This is a genomic window from Streptomyces mayonensis (assembly GCF_018982965.1).
GTDB classification, from domain to species: domain Bacteria; phylum Actinomycetota; class Actinomycetes; order Streptomycetales; family Streptomycetaceae; genus Streptomyces; species Streptomyces mayonensis.
The window spans coordinates 58315-80931 of record NZ_JACBYP010000005.1 but is presented as its reverse complement, the minus strand read 5'-3'; the positions used below and the strand labels follow the sequence as shown (position 1 = coordinate 80931).

22 protein-coding genes and 3 pseudogenes are annotated in these 22617 nt (G+C 71.5%); 12 read left to right on the top strand and 13 right to left on the bottom strand.

Annotation, left to right across the window (positions count from 1 at the left end; all coding sequences use genetic code 11):
- Window positions 1-23: 23 nt before the first annotated feature.
- From HZS56_RS03090 to HZS56_RS03080, 3 genes are all read right to left on the bottom strand, one after another.
- Window positions 24-551, bottom strand: a complete 528-nt coding sequence (locus HZS56_RS03090; RefSeq protein ID WP_216719088.1) for a carboxymuconolactone decarboxylase family protein — start codon at window positions 549-551, stop codon at window positions 24-26.
- Between the two features lie 52 nt (window positions 552-603).
- Window positions 604-861, bottom strand: coding sequence for a hypothetical protein (locus tag HZS56_RS03085; RefSeq protein ID WP_253913637.1), 258 nt, complete (start codon window positions 859-861; stop codon window positions 604-606).
- Window positions 862-988: 127 nt separating this feature from the next.
- Entirely contained in the window at window positions 989-1870 is an 882-nt protein-coding gene (locus HZS56_RS03080) for a LysR family transcriptional regulator (RefSeq protein ID WP_216719087.1), read from the bottom strand.
- Window positions 1871-2024: 154 nt separating this feature from the next.
- On the opposite strand from HZS56_RS03080, the pseudogene HZS56_RS37970 reads away from it, so the two are divergent.
- The 4 genes and pseudogenes from HZS56_RS37970 to HZS56_RS03070 form a co-directional block, all read left to right on the top strand.
- A pseudogene (locus tag HZS56_RS37970) lies at window positions 2025-2360 on the top strand (alcohol dehydrogenase catalytic domain-containing protein); the annotation flags it as partial.
- The gene (locus HZS56_RS38875) at window positions 2327-3031 is read left to right on the top strand and encodes a zinc-binding dehydrogenase (protein ID WP_308407977.1); all 705 of its coding nucleotides are present in this window, start codon (window positions 2327-2329) and stop codon (window positions 3029-3031) included. The pseudogene HZS56_RS37970 and the gene HZS56_RS38875, both read left to right, overlap by 34 nt.
- Before the next feature lie 150 nt (window positions 3032-3181).
- The gene (locus tag HZS56_RS37960; protein WP_308407976.1) at window positions 3182-3421 is read left to right on the top strand and encodes an FAD-dependent oxidoreductase; all 240 of its coding nucleotides are present in this window, start codon (window positions 3182-3184) and stop codon (window positions 3419-3421) included.
- Window positions 3418-4182 (top strand): flavin monoamine oxidase family protein, encoded by a 765-nt coding sequence (locus HZS56_RS03070; protein ID WP_253913636.1) that lies wholly within the window; start codon window positions 3418-3420, stop codon window positions 4180-4182. The genes HZS56_RS37960 and HZS56_RS03070 overlap by 4 nt, the downstream gene beginning before the upstream one ends.
- 293 nt (window positions 4183-4475) lie before the next feature.
- Here HZS56_RS03070 and HZS56_RS03065 read toward each other — a convergent pair whose 3' ends face one another.
- From HZS56_RS03065 to HZS56_RS39025, 7 genes and pseudogenes are all read right to left on the bottom strand, one after another.
- The gene (locus tag HZS56_RS03065; RefSeq protein WP_308407970.1) at window positions 4476-5798 is read right to left on the bottom strand and encodes an MFS transporter; all 1323 of its coding nucleotides are present in this window, start codon (window positions 5796-5798) and stop codon (window positions 4476-4478) included.
- Window positions 5799-5881: 83 nt separating this feature from the next.
- Window positions 5882-6745 carry a cytochrome c biogenesis CcdA family protein gene (locus tag HZS56_RS03060; protein WP_308407969.1) on the bottom strand — a complete coding sequence of 288 codons (864 nt, stop codon included), beginning with the start codon at window positions 6743-6745 and terminating at the stop codon, window positions 5882-5884.
- A complete protein-coding gene (locus HZS56_RS03055) occupies window positions 6742-7485 on the bottom strand; it encodes a DsbA family protein (RefSeq protein WP_216719086.1) in 744 nt (247 codons plus the stop codon). The genes HZS56_RS03060 and HZS56_RS03055 overlap by 4 nt, the downstream gene beginning before the upstream one ends.
- A gap of 135 nt (window positions 7486-7620) precedes the next feature.
- Complete coding sequence (locus tag HZS56_RS03050) at window positions 7621-8070, bottom strand: hypothetical protein (protein WP_216719085.1); 450 nt, start codon at window positions 8068-8070, stop codon at window positions 7621-7623.
- A gap of 49 nt (window positions 8071-8119) precedes the next feature.
- The gene (locus tag HZS56_RS03045; RefSeq protein ID WP_216719084.1) at window positions 8120-8653 is read right to left on the bottom strand and encodes a DinB family protein; all 534 of its coding nucleotides are present in this window, start codon (window positions 8651-8653) and stop codon (window positions 8120-8122) included.
- Window positions 8654-8804: 151 nt separating this feature from the next.
- On the bottom strand, window positions 8805-9068 hold the full coding sequence (locus tag HZS56_RS03040; protein WP_216719083.1) for a hypothetical protein: 264 nt from the start codon (window positions 9066-9068) through the stop codon (window positions 8805-8807).
- Between the two features lie 29 nt (window positions 9069-9097).
- Window positions 9098-9405, bottom strand: a pseudogene (locus HZS56_RS39025) (hypothetical protein).
- A 44-nt stretch (window positions 9406-9449) separates the two neighbouring features.
- Here HZS56_RS39025 and HZS56_RS03025 point away from each other — a divergent pair.
- Window positions 9450-9773, top strand: coding sequence for an aromatic-ring hydroxylase C-terminal domain-containing protein (locus tag HZS56_RS03025; RefSeq protein ID WP_253913634.1), 324 nt, complete (start codon window positions 9450-9452; stop codon window positions 9771-9773).
- Here the strand turns inward: HZS56_RS03025 and HZS56_RS03020 are convergent.
- From HZS56_RS03020 to HZS56_RS03010, 3 genes are all read right to left on the bottom strand, one after another.
- Window positions 9739-10059, bottom strand: coding sequence for an SDR family NAD(P)-dependent oxidoreductase (locus tag HZS56_RS03020; RefSeq protein ID WP_308407975.1), 321 nt, complete (start codon window positions 10057-10059; stop codon window positions 9739-9741). The genes HZS56_RS03025 and HZS56_RS03020 overlap by 35 nt on opposite strands.
- Before the next feature lie 119 nt (window positions 10060-10178).
- Window positions 10179-10364, bottom strand: coding sequence for a hypothetical protein (locus HZS56_RS03015; RefSeq protein WP_216719080.1), 186 nt, complete (start codon window positions 10362-10364; stop codon window positions 10179-10181).
- Window positions 10365-10433: 69 nt separating this feature from the next.
- Window positions 10434-11531 (bottom strand): NAD(P)/FAD-dependent oxidoreductase, encoded by a 1098-nt coding sequence (locus HZS56_RS03010; RefSeq protein WP_216719079.1) that lies wholly within the window; start codon window positions 11529-11531, stop codon window positions 10434-10436.
- Between the two features lie 149 nt (window positions 11532-11680).
- Between HZS56_RS03010 and HZS56_RS03005 the strand changes: the two genes are divergently transcribed.
- The 7 genes and pseudogenes from HZS56_RS03005 (at window position 11681) to HZS56_RS02980 (ending at window position 22589) form a co-directional block, all read left to right on the top strand.
- Window positions 11681-12589 carry an NADP-dependent oxidoreductase gene (locus HZS56_RS03005; RefSeq protein ID WP_216719078.1) on the top strand — a complete coding sequence of 303 codons (909 nt, stop codon included), beginning with the start codon at window positions 11681-11683 and terminating at the stop codon, window positions 12587-12589.
- Between the two features lie 26 nt (window positions 12590-12615).
- On the top strand, window positions 12616-13341 hold the full coding sequence (locus tag HZS56_RS03000; protein ID WP_216719077.1) for a TetR/AcrR family transcriptional regulator: 726 nt from the start codon (window positions 12616-12618) through the stop codon (window positions 13339-13341).
- 117 nt (window positions 13342-13458) lie between these two features.
- On the top strand, window positions 13459-13785 hold the full coding sequence (locus HZS56_RS02995) for a hypothetical protein (RefSeq protein ID WP_216719076.1): 327 nt from the start codon (window positions 13459-13461) through the stop codon (window positions 13783-13785).
- 266 nt (window positions 13786-14051) lie between these two features.
- A pseudogene (locus tag HZS56_RS39020) lies at window positions 14052-14255 on the top strand (TylF/MycF/NovP-related O-methyltransferase); the annotation flags it as partial.
- A 172-nt stretch (window positions 14256-14427) separates the two neighbouring features.
- The gene (locus HZS56_RS39015; protein ID WP_374201065.1) at window positions 14428-14514 is read left to right on the top strand and encodes a hypothetical protein; all 87 of its coding nucleotides are present in this window, start codon (window positions 14428-14430) and stop codon (window positions 14512-14514) included.
- Window positions 14515-14662: 148 nt separating this feature from the next.
- Complete coding sequence (locus HZS56_RS02985) at window positions 14663-19492, top strand: non-ribosomal peptide synthetase (protein WP_216719074.1); 4830 nt, start codon at window positions 14663-14665, stop codon at window positions 19490-19492.
- Window position 19493: 1 nt separating this feature from the next.
- Window positions 19494-22589 carry a type I polyketide synthase gene (locus tag HZS56_RS02980; protein ID WP_216719073.1) on the top strand — a complete coding sequence of 1032 codons (3096 nt, stop codon included), beginning with the start codon at window positions 19494-19496 and terminating at the stop codon, window positions 22587-22589.
- Window positions 22590-22617 lie beyond the last annotated feature (28 nt).

Below are 22617 nucleotides of genomic sequence, written 5' to 3'. Positions count from 1 at the left end.
GTGTCGCCGTGGCGTCGCCCGGGTCAGATGGCCAGCGCCACCAGGAAGCGGGAGACCATGTTGTACGCCGCGACCGTGGCGACCGCCTCCACCGTCTGAGCCTCGCCGAACAGACGCTTGAGGTGCTCGATCACGTCGGCTTCCACCTCGACCCGACGGGTTGACTGGTCGGTGAGGGTGATCAGAGCCCGTTCCTCCTCGTTGAAGAGCGTGCTGTCCGCGTCCTCTTTCCGAAGCGCCTGGCTCTTCTCATCACTCCCGCCCGCCTCCAGGTATGCGGGGTGGTGCACGCCCCATTCGAACTCCGCCCTGTTCAGGGCGGCCACCCGGAGCATGATCAGCTCGCGGTACTCCAGACTGAGGCCGAACTCGGCACGGACCCGGCCCAGCAGGCCGTTCCAGCCCGTGGCGAGCGGAACGCTCCGCAGCAGTACGCGGTCGATACCGATCAGCTCGCCGCCCGGGCGGCGGCCTCGCATGCCTGCGAGCAGCTCGGACGGGGGAGACGGGACATCGCCTTCGTGCCAGGGGGTGACTCGCACGGTGCTCACACTGTCCTCCTTCGCAGAACGGGGATGTCAGACGGTGTCGTAAACCCGCACGTCAGGGTCGGTCGACAGCAGCGGCGCCGAGTTCACTCACGACGTCCTGTGTGAACAGCTCGCTGTCCAGGTACGCGCGGGCGTCCGTCACCGACCGGAAGCCGTGGAGCACCTGGACGTCCTCGTCCCGGATCAGGAGCGCCTTGCTGGTGGCGCCGGAGACGCCGTCCAGGAACTGCTGCTTGTACTTCTCGTAGACGGCTGCCGCCGCGGGACGGTTGACGGGGTCCACGGAGAGAGTGATCTCAAGATAGGCCACGGTTATGTCTGCCTTTCCGGCTCGACGGGTGTGCTGCGACATCACCGCTGCACATCGCCAAGTTAGACAGACGAAATGTCGTCCGGTAGGGGAGAATGCTGAATCGCCATATAAGCAACCTGTATGGCTACCGGGGAGTGCTGAGCTGCTGGGCGAGCAGGATAAGGTCCGTGTGCAGGGCCGAGTCGGGGCTCCATACGGCCTCGAAGGAGATCTGTACCTCCCGGCCCGCGTTCAGCAGCGGGCGGTGCGGGACGGCCGGGGACGTGAGTCGGGACTGGGGAAGCATGGCCGAGCCCAGGCCGAGAGCGGCCCATTCCTCCAGGACCCGGTAGCTGGCCGCTTCCCCGGGATAGGTGTGCAGCGGTACCTCGTTCGCATGGAAGAGCTGAGTGGTGAACGTGGTCAGCCCACAGGCTTCCGGCACGAGGATGAACTGTTGGTTTCCGGCCTCGGTCAGTTCCAGCGAGGTGCCGTCGTCGGCGGTCGTGCCGACGATGACGACGGGCTCGACATCGATGACCCGGTGCTCGAAGCGCGGCATCGCGGTCACGGCCGGGATCAGGATCAGGTCGAGTTGTCCGGCCTGTAGCCCGTCGCGCAGGTCCTGCATGTTGGCCTCGCGCAGGACGAGATCGCGGGGCGTGGGCAGGTCGCGGACGGCGTCGAACGCGCGGCCCACCAGGTGCGGGCCGATGAGCGGGGAGACACCCATGCGGATCTTCGGGTCGTCCGGTTCGGTGAGCCGCCGGGCTTCCGCGGTGACGGCGTCCAGGGCGGTGACGGCGCGTTCGATGAGCGGCAGGACGCGGCTGCCGAAGGCGGTCTGTGTCACGCCGCGAGGAGAGCGGTCGAAGAGTTTGCCCCCGAGTCGTTCCTCCAGTTTCGCGATGCCGTTGGACAGGGCCGGCTGGGTGACGCCGTACGCCCGCGCCGCCGCACTGAAGGAACGGGTCTCGGCGACCGCCTGCGCGTAGCGGAGACCTTCGACGTTCAGTCGTTCCGTCATAGCCATCGCTTATCGCCTCATTCGCTGGAGTCGCCTACCAGTGCGGCTCACCCCCGTTTACCCGTGGGTCGCCGATGACTTCGTCATCACTCACCCTTATAACACTCATCCGCGTTCCCCCAGGAAGTGCACTGTGTCGGATCCCACCGTCGCCATGGTCGTGACCGAGCCGGACGGGCCGTTGGTCGCGTCCGCCGTCGACACCGTCCCGCTGGAAGGGCATCAGGTCCGGGTGTCCGTGCAGGCCAGTGGCGTGTGCCACGCCGACATCGGCACGGCCAGTGCTCCGAAGGCCGGCCGGGACACACTGGTGACGCCCGGACACGAGGTCGCCGGCGTCATCGCCGAGGTGGGCGACCGGGTGCGTGGCTGGACGGTCGGGGAACGCGTGGCCGTCGGCTGGTTCGGCGGAAGCTGCGGGCACTGCGTCTTCTGCCGTGACGGCGACGTCGTGCACTGCCCCGAGCGGAAAGTGCCCGGACTGTCTTACCCCGGTGGCTGGGCACAGAGCATCACCGTGCCAGCGGACGCGCCGGCGCGCGTCCCCGACGGCCTGGACCTCTTCGACGCGGCGGTCTTCGGCTGCACGGGCGTGACCACCTTCAACGCCGTCCGCAACGCCGGTACGCGGACCGGGGGCAGGGTCGCCGTGTTCGGACTGGGCGGGCTGGGGCACCTCGCCGTGCAGTTCGCGGAGAAGCTCGGCTACGAGACGGTTGCGGTCGCCGCGGCGACGACCGCGAGGAACTGGCCCGCGAACTCGGTGCCCGGCACTACGTCGACAGCACGCGCGAGGCCCCCGGTACGGCACTCGCTGCCCTCGGCGGCGTCGACCACGTCATCCGCACCGCCTCCACCACCGACGCCCTGGGCGAACTGGTCACCGGCCTGCGGCCGCACGGCCGGCTCACGCTGGTGGGCGTGGGCGACGGCGTCCTATGTCTCCCGGTGGGCCTGCTGGTCGGTCAGGGCGTGAGTGTGACCGGGCACCTGACCGGCAGCGCGCGGGACACGGAGGAGGCCATGGCCTTCGCCGTCACCAACGGAGTCCGGCCCGTGATCGAGCGGATGCCGCTGCGGGAAGCGGGGGCGGCCGTCGCGCGCCTGCGCTCCGCGGCGCCCCGGTTCCGTATCGTGCTGGACCCGTCCCAAGTGTTCTGACCTCGCCGGATCTCTCCCGTCCGCCCGTCGCGCCGGCAGTCCGCGGGGCGGTCCTCCACCGTCCCGAAGGGAACCCGCCATGCTCCACAGCGGCACTCATGACGTCATCGTGATCGGCGCCGGCGCGGCCGGGACGACCGCGGTGACCTACTGCACGAGGCCGGGCACAAGGTCCTGTGCCTGGAAGCGCGGACGAGGGTCGGTGGCCGGCTGCTCAGCGAGCCCGTCGAGGGTGGTGTCCTGGACCTTGGGGCCACCTGGTTCTGGCCGGGGAGCAGCGCGTCGCGGCGCTGGCCGCCCGGACCGGGGCCGAGGTCTTCGACCAGCACCTGGCGGGAGACGCCGTCCTGCACGATCGGTCGGGGGGCCACCGGTATCCCGGCAACATGATCGACGTTCCGTCCTACCGCTTCGCGGCCGGGGCGCAGCAGCTCGCCTCGGCACTCGCGTCGAGTCTGCCCCCGGACGCCGTCCTGTCGGACACGCCCGTCACCGCGAACCGTCCCGCCGGTGCGGACGGAGTCGACGTCCACGCTGCGGGGCGGTCCTTTCGCGCCGCACAGGTCGTCCTGGCCGTACCACCCGCGCTGGCGCTGGAGCGCATCGACTTCGCCGACGCCCTGCCTGACGACCTGGTCCGCCTGGCCCGCTCCACTCCGGTGTGGATGGGGGCCGTCGCCAAGGTCGTCGCCCGTTACTCCACCGCCTTCTGGCGCGAGGACGGGCTCGCGGGCGCGGCCTTCAGCAGGGTCGGACCGCTCCAGGAGATCCACTACATGTCCGGCGTCGACGGACGTCCCGCGGCGCTGTTCGGCTTCGCGCACGCCCGGACCGTCCGGCCGGGCTTCGAGGCGGCAGTGGCTGCACAACTCGGTGCGTGCTTCGGGCCCGCCGCCGCAGCCGAGGCCGTGTACGTGCAGGACTGGAGCCACGAGACCTGGACGGCCCCGCGTTCCGTGCACGCCCTCAGCGACTACTCCTTCTTCGGCCACGACCTCTACCAGCGGCCGTTCCTCGACGGACGACTGCACTGGGCCTCGACCGAGACGGCCACCGAAGACGCAGGGCACATCCAGGGCGCGCTGCACTCCGGCGAGCGCGCGGCCCGCGCAGTATTGTCCGCGACCGCCCACGGCCGCGGGCAATACTGAGCTGACCCGGAGAACGCGCGGCCGGCGCCCCGACTCCGTCCTCTCCGACGCGGGTACGGGCGGTGCGTAGCTTCTCCCGTGCGTCTGCCCCTGGCGGCCACCTCGACCACGAGAAGGTCCGTGTGCGTACGTGGAGACGTCAAGCCGGTCGCGCAGGGCCCGGGTCGGCCGTTTCCCCCGCCGTCCGTGCGAGGCCACCGGCCATGCCCGGGCTGTGCACGGGGCCGGGAAGGGGTGCGGCGGCGGTCGCCCGCGGGCGCGGTGCCATACGGCCGCCGACGCTCGTGGTCGATTCAGCGTGCGCGCACCAGGGCCGCCCAGAAGGCGAGCACGGGCAGGACCAGGACGGCGGCGACGGCGTTCAGAGCGCCGAAGCCGGCCCAGCCCATCAAGGGCCCGGCCAGGCCGGCGCCCACGGCCGCGACGACGTTCATCGTGGTGTCCGTGGTGCCCTGTACGCCGGGCAGAAGGGCGAGTGGCGTGGTCTCGCTGAGCATGGCCGAGCCGGCCACCAGGCTGAAGGACCAGCCCAGTCCCAGGAGGAACAGTCCTGCCATCATCATGCCGACCGAGCCGTGGCCCATGCCCGACAGTGCGGCGGACACCAGGAAGACCGCCTGCCCGGCCACGATGGTCGGCATGTGACCGATCCGGTCGGAGAGCCGGCCGACGAGCGGGGAGAACGCGTACATGCCCAGCAGGTGACCGCTTATGGTGACGCCGACCACGGTGAGCCCGTGACCGTGCTCCGACATGTCGACCGGGGTCATCGTCATGACCGCGGCCATGACCGTGTGGGCCACGACGACGGTCACGAACGCGAAGGCCGCTTGCGGGGTGTGGCGAAGGTGCCGCAGGCCCGCGCGCACGGTCCCGTTCTGCCGGTCCTTCTTCTGCCCGCCGGTCTCGTCTTGTGCCGCCGGGAGGCCCGTGTCCTCGTCCCCGGGCGCGTCGGCGTCCTGGTACCGGCCGGAGAGCGTGAGGGGGTCGGGGCGCATCAGGCCCCACAGCAGAGCCGATGCCGCCGCCGTGCAGACGGTGGCCAGGACGAACGCCCCTGCCAGGCGTGGTAGGTGGAGAGCCGACGCTACGGCGGCACCGGGATCGGCGAGGTTGGGGCCGATCACCGAGCCGATGGTCGTGGACCACAGCACGATGGACAGCGCGTGGGCCCGGCGGTGCGGCGCGGCCAGGTCCGCGGCCGCGTAGCGGCTCTGCTGGTTGGTGGCGCTGCCGACGCCGAACAGCAGCATGCCCACGATCAGCAGGGGTATCGACCTGATCACCGCTGAGGCGATGAGCAGGCCCCCGCCGGCTGCGGCGACGAGCCATCCCGCCCCGAGAGAGGTCCGGCGACCGCGCCGTTGGGCGAGGAGGGCGAGCGGTATGCCGACCAGGGCGGCGCCCGCTGTGGTCGCCGTGCGCGCCAGTCCGGCGTAGGTCTCGCTCCGGGCCACGGACTCCGCGAGCAGGGGGCCGACGGACACCGAGACGCCCACCCCGACCCCGCCGACGATCTGTGCCGCGGACAGGACCCGGACCGTTCGCTTCTGCACCGCGCGCACCCGGTCCTGCTCCTGCCACAGCGTCGGGGCTATGTCCTGTGGGGTGCTCACGTGTCGGCGCTCCTTGGCGGGTCGGCTGAGTGGGTGGTGTCGAGAGAGGAGAAGAGGACGTGCGGGGTGTGGCCGGACAGGGTTCAGAGGTCGTGCCGGGATGGTCCGGAGCGGGATTTCGGCCGGGGGCCGTCTCGGCGTGCCAGCAGGACGACGGCGGTGAGCGCCGCGGCCGCGGCCAGGACGAGCAGGAGGACGCGGTCCGGTACGGCGCTGCCGAGGCGTGCGAGGTGTTCTTCCAGCCCTGCCTCCGTCTCGACGCTGACCGGGGAGGGGAGGGCCGCCGTGCCGTCGAACAGCAGGAAGACCGCGCCGAGCAGGATGAAGAGGATGCCGCCGACGAGGGAGGTGGTGTGCCAGGAGAAGCGTCCCAGCCGCAGGGTGCGGCCCCGTAGCCAGCGTTTGTGGCCGAGACCGAAGCGGTCCCAGAGCAGCGCCAGGGCGAACAGGGGGACTGCCATGCCGAGTGCGTAGACCGCGAGCAGCAGGCCCCCGTGGGCGGGCCGGCCGCCGAGGGCGGCGAGGGTGAGGATGGAGCCGAGGATGGGGCCTGCGCAGAAGCCCGCCAGGCCGTAGACGGTGCCGAGGGCGAAGACGGAGACGGCCGATCCGGAACGGCGGGCACCTGCGGCTTCCTGCAATCGGCGCACTCCGAATCCGATCCCGAGCATCTGAGCTGCTCCCAGCGCGATCACGGTCCAGCCGCCGATGGTGACCAGCAAGTCACGGTGGCTGTAGAAGAGACGGCTGGCGAAGGAGCCCGCGATGCCGAGCGGCACCAGGGTGGTGCACAGGCCGAGATAGAACAGGCCGGTGCGCAGCAGCAGTTTGGCCGGGCTGGTGAAGGAGTAGGCGAAGAAGGCCGGCAGCAGCAGCGCGCTGCAGGGGCTGAGCAGGGCCAGCAGGCCGCCGAGGAAGGCGGCCAGCAGGCTCGCGTCGCCGTTCACCGGGCGGCCTTCGCGGCCGCCTCGATGGTCCGCTTGAAAGTGTCGGCCGGCTGGGCGCCGAGGACGGGGACGTCGTTGACCAGGAAAGCGGGGGTGCTGGTCACGCCGAGGGAGTAGCCCTGGTTCTGGTCCTGTCGGATTGCTGTGGCCGCCGCGTCGGAGTCCATGTCCGCGCGCCACTGGGCGAGGTCAGTCACCCCCGCGGCCTTGGCCATCGCGGTGAGCTTGTCGGTGGAGAAGGCGCCGGTGTTCTTCTTGCGTGTCTTGCTGTACGCCTGGTCGTGGAAATCCCAGAACTTGCCCTGCCGGCCGGCCGCCCAGGCAGCACGGGCCGCCTGTTCGGATTCCTCGCCGAAGATCGGGAAGTTGCGCCACTCGATGCGCAGCACGCCCTTGTCGACGTAGGAGCGGATCAGTTCCGGTTCGGTGTCGCGGGCGAACTTCCCGCAGTACGGGCACTGGAAGTCGGAGTACTCGATCATGACGACAGGCGCGTCGGCATCCCCCACGGCCAGCGGGTCGTCGGTGTCCCGACGGGCCAGTGCGAGCAAGGCGCTCGACTGGGCGTCGGGCGTACCGGTGTCGGCGACGGCGGAGTCCTGCGACGCGGTGCCGGACGGCCCGTCGTCGAGGGCGAGGGCGAGAACCGCTGCGACGACGGCGGTCAGTCCGGCAGCGGCGGCGAGTGTGCGGTTGCGTCGGCGGACGCGGGACGCGGCGGGGGAGGAAGAAGGAGGCATGGCGTGAGACAACCTCGTGCTCGGTGTGCGAGTGACGGACAGCGGTAGGCGCAGGGCGCTGTGGCCGTGCGCCGGGCCGTGACCGAAGGACGGCCGGTCGGCGCGTGGCGCGCGGGGAACGCGCGAGCGTCCGGCCTAGATCCGCATTCGGTCGGATACGGCCCGTCCCGCCGGCGGGGAGAGTCCCGACGTCACCACGTCCCGGCACACGTCGGCCGAGACCGTGTCGAGCCCTGTTGCGGCCAGGGCGGCCGTCCGGGCCACCGGCTCCGCCGTCTCCAGGAGGCGTACGTCCGGCTGGGCGAGGAGCACTTTCCTGCACGGGGGCGGTGTGCCGGGTGCATCGCACTGGGAGGAGCCCGGTCGCACCCGATCGGTGGCCTCGCCCGGGCCCTGGACCGCCGCATCCGCCGAGGCGGTCACGGCCCCGGGACTCGACAAGCCCGCGCCGACGTCGAGCATGCGTGTTCCGCAGGCCCACGCACTCAGCACGACCAGCAGCGACAGCAGGGCGAGAAGACCCCGCCCCGCTCGCGCGGAGCGCGTCACCGCGGTCACCGCACGGAGCCGGGGAAGAACTGTCATCACCTCACGTCACGTCCGGAAGGTGCCGGATCGTCTACAGCCGCGCCTGTCACGTACAGGGGTGCAGGCACAGGTAGCCGTCGATACGGCGCACAAGGTCGCAGTCCGGGTCGCCGGGCAGTGCGTGCCCGAGGTGCTCGGCGCGGACCTCGCCGATCCACTGGTCGTGCTGGTACTCGTGGTTGACGAGAGCGGTCAGCAGATGCGTCGCGACGATGGTCATCTGGGTGGGCGCGCCGGTCCTCCCGGCCGCGATGTCACCCATGCGTGCGTGCACCCGCTCGGCGACGGTCTCCCGGAAGGCCGCGAGCCGCTCGACCGTCGGGAGAGCGCCGCGGAACTTCTCCGGGTTGGCCGAGTTCATGAGTCCGTCCAGTTCCGGATCCGGGCTGGGCTCGGCGGCCGTGAGGTTGCGGATCAGGAAGTGGGCGACGTGCGCATGGTGCCCGAGGTGCCAGCCGATGGCGCTGAAGTCCTCTCTCGGCCGCCACACCACCTCGTCCGGCGTGAGGTCCCGCCACAGCTCGTCGGTGTACCCGCGGGCACGGTCGTACTCGTCCAACAGCGCCTGCAGTTCGTACACGGCTCTCCTCCACATGTGCGGTCGGGTCTGCGGGTTCGGGTTGCGCGAGGAGACTCCGCGCTCCTCGGACGGCGCGGCTGGTGGCGGCGGACCGCCGCCACTGTAGAGAGCCGCAGCGCGAGCCGGTAGGAGACGAACCCGAATGTCCTCATCACTGATCTGTATGGCCCACGCCGGGCACGGCGCGGTGGAGCGGCTCCACCGGCCCCGGCGAGCTGGGCTCCCGAACCGGTTGGTCGTCGGCCGACTTCCCCTTCGGGCCCCTGGTGCAGAAGGCGTAAGCGGCGAGTACCACCAGTACCCAGACGCCGGAGACGACCAGCGAAACCCTGGTGTCCGGGAGGATCGCGACGCAGACGAGGACGACGGCCATGAACGCCAGGGCGAGGTAGTTGCTGTACGGGTGGAGCGGCATCCTGTACCGGATGCTGTCCGCCTGACCGCTCAGGACCTTGCTCCTGCGGAACCTGAGTGGCTGACGATGATTGATCCCCAGGCGCAGATCAGGCCGAAGACGGTGAGGGACGAGAAGACCGTGAAGACCTGGTCGGGCATCAGCAGATTGAGCAGCACACCTGCGGCCATCGTCACGAACACCGCCGTGACCGCCTTCGACGGAACGTCCTGTCGTTGACGGTGCCGAGGAGCTTCGGCGCGTTGCCCTGGAGCGAGAGGTTGTAGAAGGTACGGCTGTCGGTGAAGACGGCCGAGATCACGGCGGACAGGACGGCGGTGATGACGACGACGTTCATGACTGCGCACCGTACGCAAGCTGGTCGTCACCCACGCACGCCCGGTGACGCGGCAGGCCGTCGGCGAGTTCACCGGCATCGGCTTCTCCTACCCCGCCCCGAGAGACGCGCACCCCCTGACTGGCAAGCGCGCCCCCGACCTGGAGCTGGACGGAGGGCGCCTGTACGAGGTGCTGCGCGAGGGCCGTTTTGTGCTGGCCCTGCCGCCCGGTACGGAGGCCGGCGGGCTCGCCCGGAACGGGCTGGTCGTCGCCCACCTGACCGGCGGCGACGAGGCGCTGCTGGTCCGCCCCGACGGCTACTACGCCTGGGCGGGTGCTCCGCAGGCCGCCATCATCGAGGCGGGCCTCGCCCTTTGGACGGGCTGACCAGCCCCGGCGCGACCGCGTTGCAGCGGATGCCGTCCGCATCGTACGCGGCGGCCACGAACCGGGTCAGCGCGATCAGCCCGCCCTTGGAGCTGCCGTAGGCGACCAACACCCGGTCACCGGACAGGCCCTGTCCGCTGGTGATGTTGATGACGGACCCGCCACCGCGCTCGGTCATCACGGGAACCGTGTGCTTGCACAGCAGCATCGGTCCGCGCAGGTTGACCGCGAGGACCTGGTCCCACAGCTCCACCGACATCGACACGACGTCCCGGTCCTGCCGGATCGCGGACGTCAGCGCTGCGTTGTTGTCCAGGACGTCGATGCCGCGAAGGTGTCGGCGGCGAAGTCCACCAGCCGCTCGACGCTCGCCTCGGACGATATGTCGACGCCGTGCCCGACCACCTACAGCCCCTGCGCGGCCGGCTTCTCGGCGGCCGCCTTCGCCGTGTCGTGCGCGACGTCCGCGAGGACGGCCTGCGCCCCCGCGACCGCCGGCGCCTCCACCGTCGCGACACCGATCCCTCCCGCGCCGCCGGTGACCACGGCCACCTTGCCGGCCAGGACTGCGTTCCGTTCGACATCGGTCAACGACCTTTCGTAGCCAGGCGGACGGGCGGAGAAGCGGCGCTGTACGGTCGCAGGGGGTGTCCGGAAAGGTTAGGTGGAGGCGCCGAACAGCTCGCCGAACCGTCCGAGCAGCAGGTCGGCGCCCTTGTAGCCGGAGGTCTCCGCCGCGCCCAGCACGACCGGACCGTCGGGGCCCGGCACCTGCGAGGCACCGCCGGTCGAGCCCAGCGGTACGAGCACCGCGTCCGGCCCCGGCCGGTAGGTCTGCTCGACCGGGCGCCCCGCGGCCAGTGCCCTGATGTTGGCCGCGACCGTGACGGCGTGTTCGGTGGCCGCCTTTGACCGCTTCGGCTCGGGCACGGCCGTGACGTCGCCGATGGCGAACACGTTCCGCGCGCCTGCCACCCGCAGGTGCTCGTCGACCTCCACGTGGCCGTCCGGCTGCCGGGCGGCGGCGAGTTCACCGGCCAGCATGTCGCTGAGCGGCGTCATGCCGTAGCAGCGGAACCACAGGTCCGCGTCGATCCGTATGCCCGCCCCAGTGGTGACCGAGAACGGCTCGCGCACTCCCGCGGGCGTCGGCGGCGGAGCGGTCAGGGCGCTGCCCAGCTCCAGTCGCACGCCCCGCTGGGCCAGTTGCTCGCGCAGCGCGCCGCGCAGCTCTGGCGCGTAACGCCCGCCCAGTACGTCCTCGGCGGGGTCGACCACGACCACCTCCGTCCGCGGCCACCGCTCGGTGATCTCCCCGGCCAGCTCAAGCCCGACGGGACCGGCCCCGAGTAGCAACACCCGGGACGATGCGGTGAGTTCGGCCCGCGTGGCCGTGTGTCGCAGCACGGAGTCGGCCGTGTCCTCGGTGTCCGGCTTCGCCGGGTAGGGGTACGACGAACCGGTGGCGAGGACGACGTAGTCCGCGTCGATGCGCGTGCCGTCGGCCGTGGTGACACCTGACGCGTCCACCGCCACGGCCCGGCCCCGCACATGACGGCCCCGGGTGAACAGCCCGTCGTACCCGAAGTAGATCCGCCGGGCCCACTCCTCGTCGACCAGCCCGCGCAGGGCCGCCACCGCGTGGACGAAGGCGTCCTTGGGGTCGATCAGGACGACGTCGAAGTCCGGGTCCAGCTCACGGGCCAGCGCAGCCCCTCCGTATCCGCCGCCGACGATCGCGACCGTGCTGCTGCCCATACGTTGCGCTCCTTGTGCTCACCGCGTCGGTACCACCGGCGGAAAACAGGTCTCCACCGAACCTCGAGGAGCCTAACCGGGGGCTTGGGTAAAGTGCAATCTGTATGGCAATTAATGAACGGAGCCGGACAGAGACGTCGAGGTGCCGCATGCCCCTGGCCTCCGTGTACGACCGTTTCGGCGGACCGGAGGTCGAGCACTTCGCCGACCTTCCGCGACCGGCTCCGGGCTCCGGTGACCTGCTGGTCGCCGTGCGCGCGGCCGGCGTCAACCCGGTCGACCGGAAACGCCGTTCGGGCCGCCGTCCGGCCGGGGCGCCCGCCGTCGTCCTGCCCGCCGTGATGGGCGGCGAGGCGGCGGGCAGGGTCGTCGCGCTCGGCCCCGGCACCACCGGCTTCGCCGTGGGCGACGCGGTCCTCGGCGGCCCGACGGCAGGCGGGTACGCGCAGTACGCTCTGCTGCCGGCGAGAGCGGCGGTCCGCAAACCGCCGGAGGTCTCCTGGACCGACGCCGCCGTCCTGCCCATCGCCGCCGCGACCGGCTACGGCGCAGTTCGCCGACTCGCCCTGCCGCCGGATGCGATGCTGCTGGTGACCGGTGTCGGGGGCGGTGTCGGCGTGGCCGCCGCGCAGGTCGCCGCGGGGCCGGGGCTGACCGTGGTGGGTTCGGCGGCCGAGGACAAGCGGGCGTTTGTCGAGGAACTCGGTGTACGGTTCGTCGCCTCCGGACCCGGCCTCGCCGCGCGGACACCGGGCCGCGTGGACGGCGTCCTCGACCTGGTCGGCGGAGAGGCCCTGCACGAGAGCGCCGCGCTCCTGGCGGACCGTACGAAACTGGTGAGCGGCGCCGACCGGGACGCCGTCGCCGCGCTCGGCGGTGCACCGGTGGGGCCGGTGCGCGACCCGGCGATCCTGGGCGCGGTCGTGGAACTGGTCCGGACCGGCGCCCTGGACCCGAAGGTGACGCATGTGATCCCGTTCGAGCGGGCACCGCAGGCGGTCCGGGCCGTGGAGGGCGGACACGGCCGGGGCAGGACCGTCCTGGAGATGCCCGGATAAGGAGAATTCAGTAAAATGCAAGCTGCATGGCAATTCGGCCGACGGGCCGCCCTGATCCACCGGAGGCTCCCCTGAACACCACACCCGCGGCCCCCGCCGGCCCCGACGCACCGCCACGCCTCGGCCGACCCGGCGGCAGAGCCGCGAAACGCCGGGCCATCACCCAAGGCGCGCGTACCGTCTTCGGCCGCGAGGGATACAGCCGCACCAGCATCGAGGCCATCGCCGCCGAGGCCGGGGTGTCCACCCGCACGATCTACAACCACTTCGAGGGCAAGGACCACCTCTTCTCGGAGGTCGTCCACGACAGCGCCGGCCAGGTCGCGGACGCCTTCATCGCGACGGTGGCCGAACAGTTCTCCGGCACCGACGCCCGCGCCGACCTGATCGCCCTCGGCCGCGCCCTCGTCGGCCAGCGCACCCAGTTCCCCGACCACTTCGCGATGATCCGGCAGATCAAGGCCGAGAGGCAGCACTTCCCGCCCGCCCTGATCGACACCTGGCAGCAGGCGGGGCCCCTCCGCGTCCAGCAGGAGGTGTCCAGGCGCCTCTCCCAGCTCACCGACGCCGGCCTCCTGCGCAGCTCCAGCCCTGCCCGCGCCACCCTTCACTTCGTCGCCCTGGTCAACTCCGAGATCACCATCAGCCCCTACGCCAGCCACGCTCCGACCCCGGCACAGGTACGCGCCTGCGTCACCCGCGCGGTCGACGCGTTCCTGCACGGCTACGGGGGCGCCGCCGGCACGGCCTGAGCCCATCTCCGCCACGTCCCCGACGGCGGGCGCCGGCCTCCGGGGCGCTGCCGGGAAACCGGGACCGCACCACCAGTCGACCGAGGAGGCGGTCCTGGCACAGGCAGACCCCGAGGAGTGACGCGACTTCTGCCCTTTGGTGCCTGGTGGCGACCACCGCACCGGACGGTGGCCCACGCCCCCGTTCAACGGCCCGGCGCTCTCGGCGGCACTGTTTCGATCAGGCAGGCCGGCAGGTGCCTCGTCGTCGTCCGGGGCGAGGGACGCCGGCGGATCGAAGTGGTGCTGGATCACCTCGGCGGTCTCGCGGCGGTTCTGCTCCTTGATGAGGCCGGCGATCTGTGCCGCGAGCACCGGGCGGCGTACATCTCCGTCGGTGAAACCGATGCTGTCGAGGAAGTCGGAGAGACGCATCGTGGCTGTGTCCCGGCCCTGCGGCGCTGAGGGTGGCTTCGCCTCGGGAACCTCCGACGTCGCCGGCCCGCCGGCCTGCGAGGAGATCAGATCCTGAAGCCGTTCGGGAATGTCGGTGTCATTGGCCGCCGAGGTGAGCTGCGCGAGCACGGCCAGGTCGTTCACCGTACGCTCCACGTGCTCGTCGTTCCCGGCGAGCCACCAGAGCACTGCGCTGCCGGTGTCCTTGAGGGCGTCCTCGCCCAAGTACCGGCGCCTGCCCCGCTCGTACTTGCGCTGGTGCAGCCAGACACACCGTGATCCGGGTACGTCGCCCGGAGAACGTCGAGCACTGCGTGGAGACGGCGCTCGCGGGCGGCGTACCCGGTGACTTCATGGAGAACGGCGTATGGCGCGGCGGGACCTGCATCATGATGCGGGCCGTGCTCAGGGCCTACGGCGTGACCGACCGGTGCGTGTGGGTGGCGGACTCCTTCGAGGGCATGCCGAAGGCGGACGCGTCGACCCAGGTGGGGGCCGGGAGTTCGCCTCCGACCGCTACAGCGACCTCATGGCGACGGATCTGCCCACGGTCCGCCGGAACTTCGAGCGCTACGACCTGTTCGACCAGCAGGTGCGGTTCCTGGCTGGTTCCGCGACAGGCTGCCCACCGCTCCGACGGACCGGCTTGCCGTGCTGCGCCCGGACAGCGACCTGTACGAGTCGACGATGGACACCTTGGTCCACCTGTACCTAAGCTCTCGCCCGGCGGGTCCGTGATCGTGGACGGCCACCACATTCCCGTGTGTGCCGAAGCCGTGCACGACTAAGGGGCCCAGTTCGGGATCACGGGCCCCATCCAGGACATCGACGGCCTGGGCGGCTACTGGCGACGCGAGGCATCAGTCCGAGGATTGGAGCAGCGAAGGTGACCGTAACCGCGGGCGAGGTACTCGCTCTTGTCGCGGATCGGCTGGCCCTCCCGGAAGAACAGCTCGACGCCGAGCGCTCGTTCGTCGCCGCAGGTGCGGATTCGCTGTCGCTCATGGCGCTGGCCAGGGCCGTGCAGTCCGAGTTCGGAGTCCGGGTGTCAGTGCGTGAACTGTTCACGGAAGTCGACACCCCGCAGAAGCTGGCCGAAACGGTGGCAGGTCGTGCCATGAACGGTTCGGCTCCCGCTGTGTCGGCCGCCTCGGCCGTTCCGGCTCAGGTCCCGACAGCGGCCGCGGCCGCGGAGCCCGTTGGGCACGCCCCCGTCGCGGCGCCGCCTTCGGTCTTGACCGGCGACGCCCTGGAGTCCGCGCTCTCCCTCTTCACTGACCAGCTGCAGCTGGCGGGCAAGATGATGACCCGCTTCTCCGAGCTGACGACCGAGCAGCTGAGGGTCCTCAGGGGCCTGCACCCCGGCCCGGCGGTCGGTGTTTCGCCCGCCCGGCCCGCCGCACGGCCCGCACCCGAGACGGACCTGACCGACGCCGCCGAGCCTGTGCCTGCCCCGGAGACCACCCGCCGCCTGCCGGCCCGGGCGTTACGTACCGGCACACCCGGCCTCGCGCCCGCCGGCACCACCGCGCGCACATCCCCCGATTTCAGTCTCTACTTCTTCGGCGACTACCCCGCGCCCGACAGCGCCGTCGCCTACCAACACCTGCTGCAGGCCGCGGAGTACGCAGACGAGATGGGCTTCCACGCCCTGTGGCTGCCGGAACGGCACTTCCATTCGTTCGGTGCGCTGTTCCCCAACCCCTCCGTCCTGGCGGCCTCCTTGGCGACGCGCACCTCCCGGATCCGACTGCACGCGGGCTCCGTCGTACTGCCCCTGCACAACCCCATCCGGGTGGCTGAGGAGTGGGCAGTCGTCGACAACCTCTCCGGCGGTCGGGTCGGCCTCGGCTTCGCCAGCGGCTGGCACTCCACCGACTTCGTCCTGGCACCGGAGAACTACGGCCGGCAGCGGGACATCATGTACGAACATCTCGAAACCTTCCGGAGCCTGTGGTCCGGCCGGTCGGTGGCCATGACCTCGGGCGACGGCCGCCCGACCGAGGTGAGCCTGCATCCCAGGCCCGTACAGGGCGACGACGTCCCGCTGTTCGCCGCGGTCCTGTCCAACCCCGAGAGCTATGAGCGGGCCGCACGCGCGGGACTCGGCGTCGTCACCAACCTCATGACCCAGAGCGTCGAGGACCTTGCGACGAACATCGCCCGCTACCGTGCCGCCCGCGCGGCCCACGGCCACGACCCCGCGACAGGACGTGTCGTGGTCCTGGTGCACACCTATCTCGGGCCCGACGCGGAACGCGCCCGGCAAGAAGCCCGCAAGCCGTTCTGCGACTATCTGCGTTCCTCGATCGACCTGTTTGACAACGCTGCCAACAGCCTCGGCATCGACGTGGACCTGCTGGCCACCCACCAGGACGACCTCGACTACGTACTCGACCTGGCCTACCAGCGCTACTGCGAAACCCGGGCCCTGATCGGCAACGCCGCCGAAGTGCGGCCGGTACTCGACTCGTTGACGGCCGCGGGAGCGGACGAGATCGGATGCTTCATCGACTTCGGCGTCCCTCCCGAGCTCATGCTCGGCGGGCTGCCCGAACTCGGCCGGCTCCGCGCCGCGTCGACCGAGCCCCGGACCGAAGCCGCTCCTGTCCCGGCCGTCCCGCCCGCGCCGCCCCGCACCGCCCCCGTCACCCCGCTGCAGCGCCAGCTGTGGCTGCTGGACCGGATGACCCCGGGGAGCCACACCTACTACGAGCCCAAGGCCCTGTTCATCGAGGGCCCGCTCGACACCGATGCACTGCGGGGCGCCCTGCGTCGGGTCGTGGCGCGCCATCCCCAACTGCGCGCCGTCTTCCGGGAACATGCGGACCATCTGGAGCAGGTCGTGCTCGACACCGTCGCGGTGGACTGCCCGGTGACGGAGCTGCCCGGCCTCGACGACACAGCCGCGCTGCTGCGGCTGCGCGACCTCGAAGACGAGACGGACTTCGACCTCGCCACCGGCCCGCTGGTGCGCGCCAGGATCGGCAGGCTCGACGGAGAGCGCCACCTGCTGTATCTCGTGGCTCACCACACCGTGCTCGACGCCCTGTCCACCCGCATTCTCTGCCACGACCTCGCCGCCCACTACCGCGCCTGGCCGGGTGAGCCCACCGATCTGCCCGAACTGCCCCCGTGGCCCACCAGCGTGCAGGAAGACTCCGCCGCCGACGGACTCGCCTACTGGCAACGGGAACTGGCGGACGCCGCCCCGCTCACGCTGCCCACCGACCGGCCGCGCCCGGCCGGACACGAGGTCCGCGGAGCGACACTGGTGCACGAGATCGACGGCGAGCTGCGCGGCGGCATCCGCTCTCTCGCGCGGGCCGAGGGCTGCACTCCGTTCATGGCACTGCTCGGTGCGGTGTCCGCCACCCTGGGCCGGTTCGCCGCGCAGGACGACATCGTCCTTGGTACGGCGGTCACCAACCGGCCCGAGGACGCGGCCGACGTGGTGGGCATGTTCGTCGAGACGGTCGCGCTGCGGCTCGACCTGTCCGGCGGCATCGGCTTCCGGGAACTGCTGCACCGTGTCAAGGCCCGCACCACGGCGGCCATGGACCACAAGGGTGTCCCGTTCGACCAGATCGTGGAGGCCGTCAACCCGGACCGCAGCAGTGGCGCGAACCCGCTGTTCCAGGTAGCGGTGGAGTACGAGGAGGAGCTGGACTCCGTCTTCGAGGACACCGGGCTGACGGCAGAGTTCCGCCACGTACCGCGCAAGCACGCACCGTTCGGCCTGACCTTCTACTTCACCGACCAGGCGGCGGGCATCCGCTGCACCGTCGAATACGATGCCGGGCTCTTCGACGATTCGACGGTGCGACGGATCGTCGAGTACATCGAGGAGCTGCTGCGCCGCTCGGTCGATGCTCCGGGCGCCGCCCTCTGCGAGCTGCTGGCGCCGACCGCACGTGACGAGCGAACCCTGGCCGGCTTCCAGGGTGAGCGCAGGGAGACCGAACCCGCCACCCTGCACGGGCTGTTCGAGGAGCAGGCCGCTCTGACACCGGACGCCCTCGCGGTGGCCGGCGTGGGCGACCCGCTCACCTACGCGCAGCTGGACGCAGCGGCCAACCGCCTCGCACGGCGGCTCGCCGGCCGGGGCCTGGCCGAGGGCGAGGTCGCCGCCGTCAGCGTGCCGCGCGGCCCGGGTCTGGTGACGGCGGTACTCGCCGTGCTCAAGTGCGGTGCCGCCTATGTGCCGGTTGACCGGGCCCTGCCCGTCGAACGGCGCGCGTTCATGCTGTCGGACAGCGGAGCCCGCCTCGTCATCGCCGACCGCACGCTCGACGGCGACATGGCCGACACTCTGCCGTGCCCGGTGCAGTGGCTGGAGGACGTGGCGCCCAGCGACACGGACGGGCCGCTGGGCCGGACCGTGGACGACGAGGCCACGGCGTACTTGATCTACACCTCGGGCTCCAGCGGCCGCCCCAAGCCGGTGGTCGTCCCGCACCGGGGCCCGGTGAACCTGATCCGCTGGCAACTGCGCACGCTCGGTGCGCTGCGGACCGCGCAATGGGCCTCGGCGGGCTTCGATGCGAGCGTCCAGGAGATCTTCTCCACCCTCGCCTCAGGACAGGCGCTGATCACCGTCGACGACGAGACCCGCTACGACCCGGCCGCCGTCGCCGCGAAGCTGCGCCACTTCGAGGTGGAGCGGATGAGTATGCCGTTCACCCCTCTCAAGTACCTGGCCCGCGAGCTCAAGGCGGTGCCGTCCCTGCGCCAGTTGCTGATCGGCGGCGAAAAGCTGACACTCACCCCCGAGCTGCGCGAACTCACCGCACACTGCCCCGAGCTGAGCCTGTACAACCAGTACGGGCCCACCGAGACGTCCGTCGCGGTCACCTCGCACCGGGTGAACCCGGCGACCGAGACGGTGGTACCGATCGGACGGCCGGTGGACAATGTCACACTCGTCGTGGTCGACGACTCGGGGCGGCCGGTGCCGCTCGGTGTCCCCGGCGAACTCGTCATCGGCGGTGTCGCCGTCTCACATGGCTACCACGGCAACCCCGACGCCACCGCGCGCAGCTTCTTTCGGGCGCCGGACTCGGGCGAACGGCGCTATCGCACCGGTGACCTGGTGCGGTGGCGTGACGACGGCGTCCTCGAGTACATCGGCCGCATCGACGAACAGGTGAAGATCCGCGGCTACCGGGTGGAACCCGAGGAGGCCCAGTGGGCGCTCGGCCGCCTCGACGGTGTGCGCGAGGCCGTCGTCCTGGCCCGTCCCGGCGAGTCCGGTGACACCGAACTAGCCGCCTTCGTGGTGCTCTCGCCGGCGCATGCACCCGACGGCGACTGGAGCGCCCCGCTGCGCGCACAGCTGGCCGCGGTACTGCCGCACTACCTCGTACCGCAGTCCTGGGTGCGGCTCGACCGGATTCCGTACGGCGCGACCGGCAAACTCGCCCGCGACGAGCTGCTCACCCTGCGAGCCGAACCGACCCTTGTGGCAACGGACTTCGAACTCAGCGGTCTCGAGCTCACGGTCCACAAGCTCTGGGCGGTCGAGCTGGGCGTCGACCCGATCGCACCGGACACCTCATTCTTCGACATCGGCGGCAACTCGCTGTCGGCGGTACGTGTCCTGGAGCGCGTCTTCACGGAGTTCGGGCAGCGCATACCCGTGGCCGACTTCTTCGCCGCGCCCACGATCCGCGGGGTGGCGCACCGGCTGACCGTCCCGCAGGCAGAGGAGCGCTGACATGGAGGCGCTCAGCGAGCGGGAGCTGCGACAGCGCATCGGTGCGCTCGTCGAGGAGGTGATCGGCCGCACGGCCGATCCGCAGGTCTCGTTCCTCGACCTGGGACTCACCTCCCTGGCGCTGATGCGGGTCAAGGTCCTCCTGGAAGCCACTCTCGGCCTCTCCCTGGACGACACCGCTCTGTTCGAGCACAGCAGCATCGCCGCGCTCGCCGCACACCTCGCTCCCGGCGCGGACCCGGGGCCCCATGGTTCCGGGTCCGCGCCGGCGGCCACCGACGGGCGGATCGCCGTCATCGGCATGGCCGCGCGACTGCCGGGCGCGCCGGACCTCGCCTCGCTCTGGGAAAATCTGCGCGCCGGCAGAAGCAGCGTGCGCACCCTGGGCAGCGGGCAGGGCGACGACGGGCGGGTGCGGGCTGCGGGACTCGTCGACGACGCCGAGTGCTTCGACGCGGACCACTTCGGGATGAGCCGGAAAGAGGCAGCTCTCACCGATCCGGCGCACCGGCTGTTCCTGGAGTGCTGCGCCCACGCCCTGGAGGACGGCGGATACGCGGGCCAGGCCCACGGCCGTCGCGTCGGGGTGTACGCGGGCGGCGGGATGAACCTGTACGGCCCCGTTCTGCCGTACTTCGCCCGGCACGGCATGGGCGGCGTCGCGCCCTCGGCGAACGTCATGGAGGAGATGCAAGGGCTGATCGGCGGGCAGCAGGACTTCCTCGCCACCCGGGTCGCCTACCGCCTCGGTCTCACAGGTGCGGCCGTCGCCGTCCAGAGCGCCTGCTCGACCGGGCTCGTCGCGGTCCATCTGGCCGCCCAGTCACTGCTGTCGGGCGAGAACGACCTGGTCCTGGCCGGGGCCGCGGCCGTGCATCTGCCACAGACCGCGGGGTACGTGCCCGATCCGGAGTTCATCCTGTCTCCGAGCGGGGTGTGCCGGGCCTTCGACGCCGCGTCGGACGGCACGGTCGGGGGCAACGGCGTTGCCGTCGTGCTGCTCAAGCGGCTGGACGCGGCCCTGGCCGACGGGGACGAGATCCAGGCGGTCGTCCTGGGCTCCGCGGTCAACAACGACGGCGCCGCCAAGGCCGGCTTCACCGCCCCCGGCGTGCCGGGCCACACGGAGGTCGTCCGGCTCGCACTGGCCCGCGCGGGCATCGACGTCGATTCCGTCGGCCATGTGGAAGCCCACGGCACCGGAACCGAGCTGGGCGACCTGGTCGAGTTCGAAGCGCTGTCACGGGCGTACCGCTCGCAGCGGGGCAGGACCACGTTCTGCACCCTCGGCTCCGTCAAACCCGGCCTCGGGCACCTGGACACCTGTGCCGGGATGGCGGGGCTCGTCAAAACGGTGCTGATGCTGCGGCACGGCATCATCGTGCCCACCGCGAACGTGACCCGGCCAAGTCCCCGGCTGCCCTGGGAGACCAGCCCGTTCCGCCTGGCCACCGCCGCCGAGGAGTGGCGGACGCCGCGGGGCGTGCCGCGCCGGGGCGGGGTCAGCGCTCTGGGGTTCGGCGGTACGAACGCCCATGTGCTCCTCGAGGAACCGCCGGCGGCGACGGTCCGCCCGCAGCCCGCTCATCCGCTTCCGGTCCCGATCAGCGCACGGTCCCAGGAGGTCCTGCACGAGGTCGCCACGCGACTGCGGGACGAGCTGAGAGCACGACCCGGGCTCGGCGTCGCCGACGTTCACACCACGCTGGCGCTGGGCCGCACGCACCATCCCCACCGCACGGTGGTGCACGGCCGGACCGCCGCGGAACTGGCCGACGGCCTCGACCGGTTCCTGCGGCTGCGCGACGAGGAACGGCCGGCCACTGCAGGACCGATCGCCTTCGCCTTCTCCGGGCAGGGTCGTGCGACCGCGGGGATGGCACGGGAGTTGTACCGGCAGTACGCCGTCGTACGCGAGGTCCTGGACGAGTGCGAGGAGACGTACCGGCAGGAGGAGGCACAGGGCAGCCTGCTCGACGTACTCCTGACGCCGCCTTCGGACGGTGCGGGAGTGGTCACGCAGGCAGCCCAGTTCGCGCTGCAGATGGCACTCGTGCGGCTGTGGCGGCAGTTCGGGGTCGAGCCCGAGTGCGTGCTCGGGCACAGCCTCGGCGAGATGGCAGCGCTCTGCACCGCGGGTGCCTTCTCACTCGCCGACGGGCTGCGTTTCACCACCGCGCGGGGCAACCTCATGAGGGCCGCCGCTCCCGGCCGCATGCTGGCCGTGCACAGCGACGCCGACACCGTGAGGGAGCTGTGCGCCGGGCTGCCGGTGGAGATCGCCGCGGTCAACGGGCCGCGTTCTCTCGTGCTGTCCGGTGACCCCGAGGCCATCGAGGCGGCCGCCCACCGGGTGCTGGCCGGGGAGGACACCGCCTGCCGGCCGCTCGACGGGGATCGCGCCTTCCACTCCGCGCTGCTCGACCCGGTGCTTCCCGCGCTGAGGGAGGCCGCCGACTCCCTCACGTTCACGCCGCTGCGGTTGCCGTGCGGCGCCGGCGCGCGGGGCGAGGTGCTGCCCGCGGGGTCCGTCGTGGACGCGGAACACCTGGTGCGTCAGGCGCGCCGGCCGGTGCTGTTCCAGCGGACCGTGGCCGCTGTGCACGCGCTGGGCCACGTCGACTTTCTGGAGCTCGGGCCCGCGGGCGTACTCACGTCGCTGGGCCGGACGGCGCTGCCCGGCACTCACTGGATCGCGACCCAGTCGGGGGAGCCGGCCGGTGCCGGCGGGCTGCACGAGGCGCTGGCGGAGCTGTACCGCCGTGGCCTGAGCCTTGACTGGCGAACCATGGGGACGGGCGGCGGCCGGGTTCGGCTGCCCGGCTATCCCTTCCGCCGCGAGCCGTACCCGACGCCGGAACTGCCCCGGCTCACCCGGGTGGAGAGGCCGGTGGAGGGAACGCCCCCGCCGGCGGGCGCCGTGTCCGGGCCGATCGGGCCCACGGCCGCCCCGGAGCCCAGCAGCGCAGCGCGGACCTTCACCGCCGTCGCCGGACAGCAGCTCGCCTCCATGGAGGAACTCGTCGACGGCGCCCACGAGCTGATGACCGCACAACTGAGCACGCTGTCCGGCCTCGTCGGCGGGGACCCGCAGTGAGCAGCGAAAGGACCTCGTCCATGCCCCA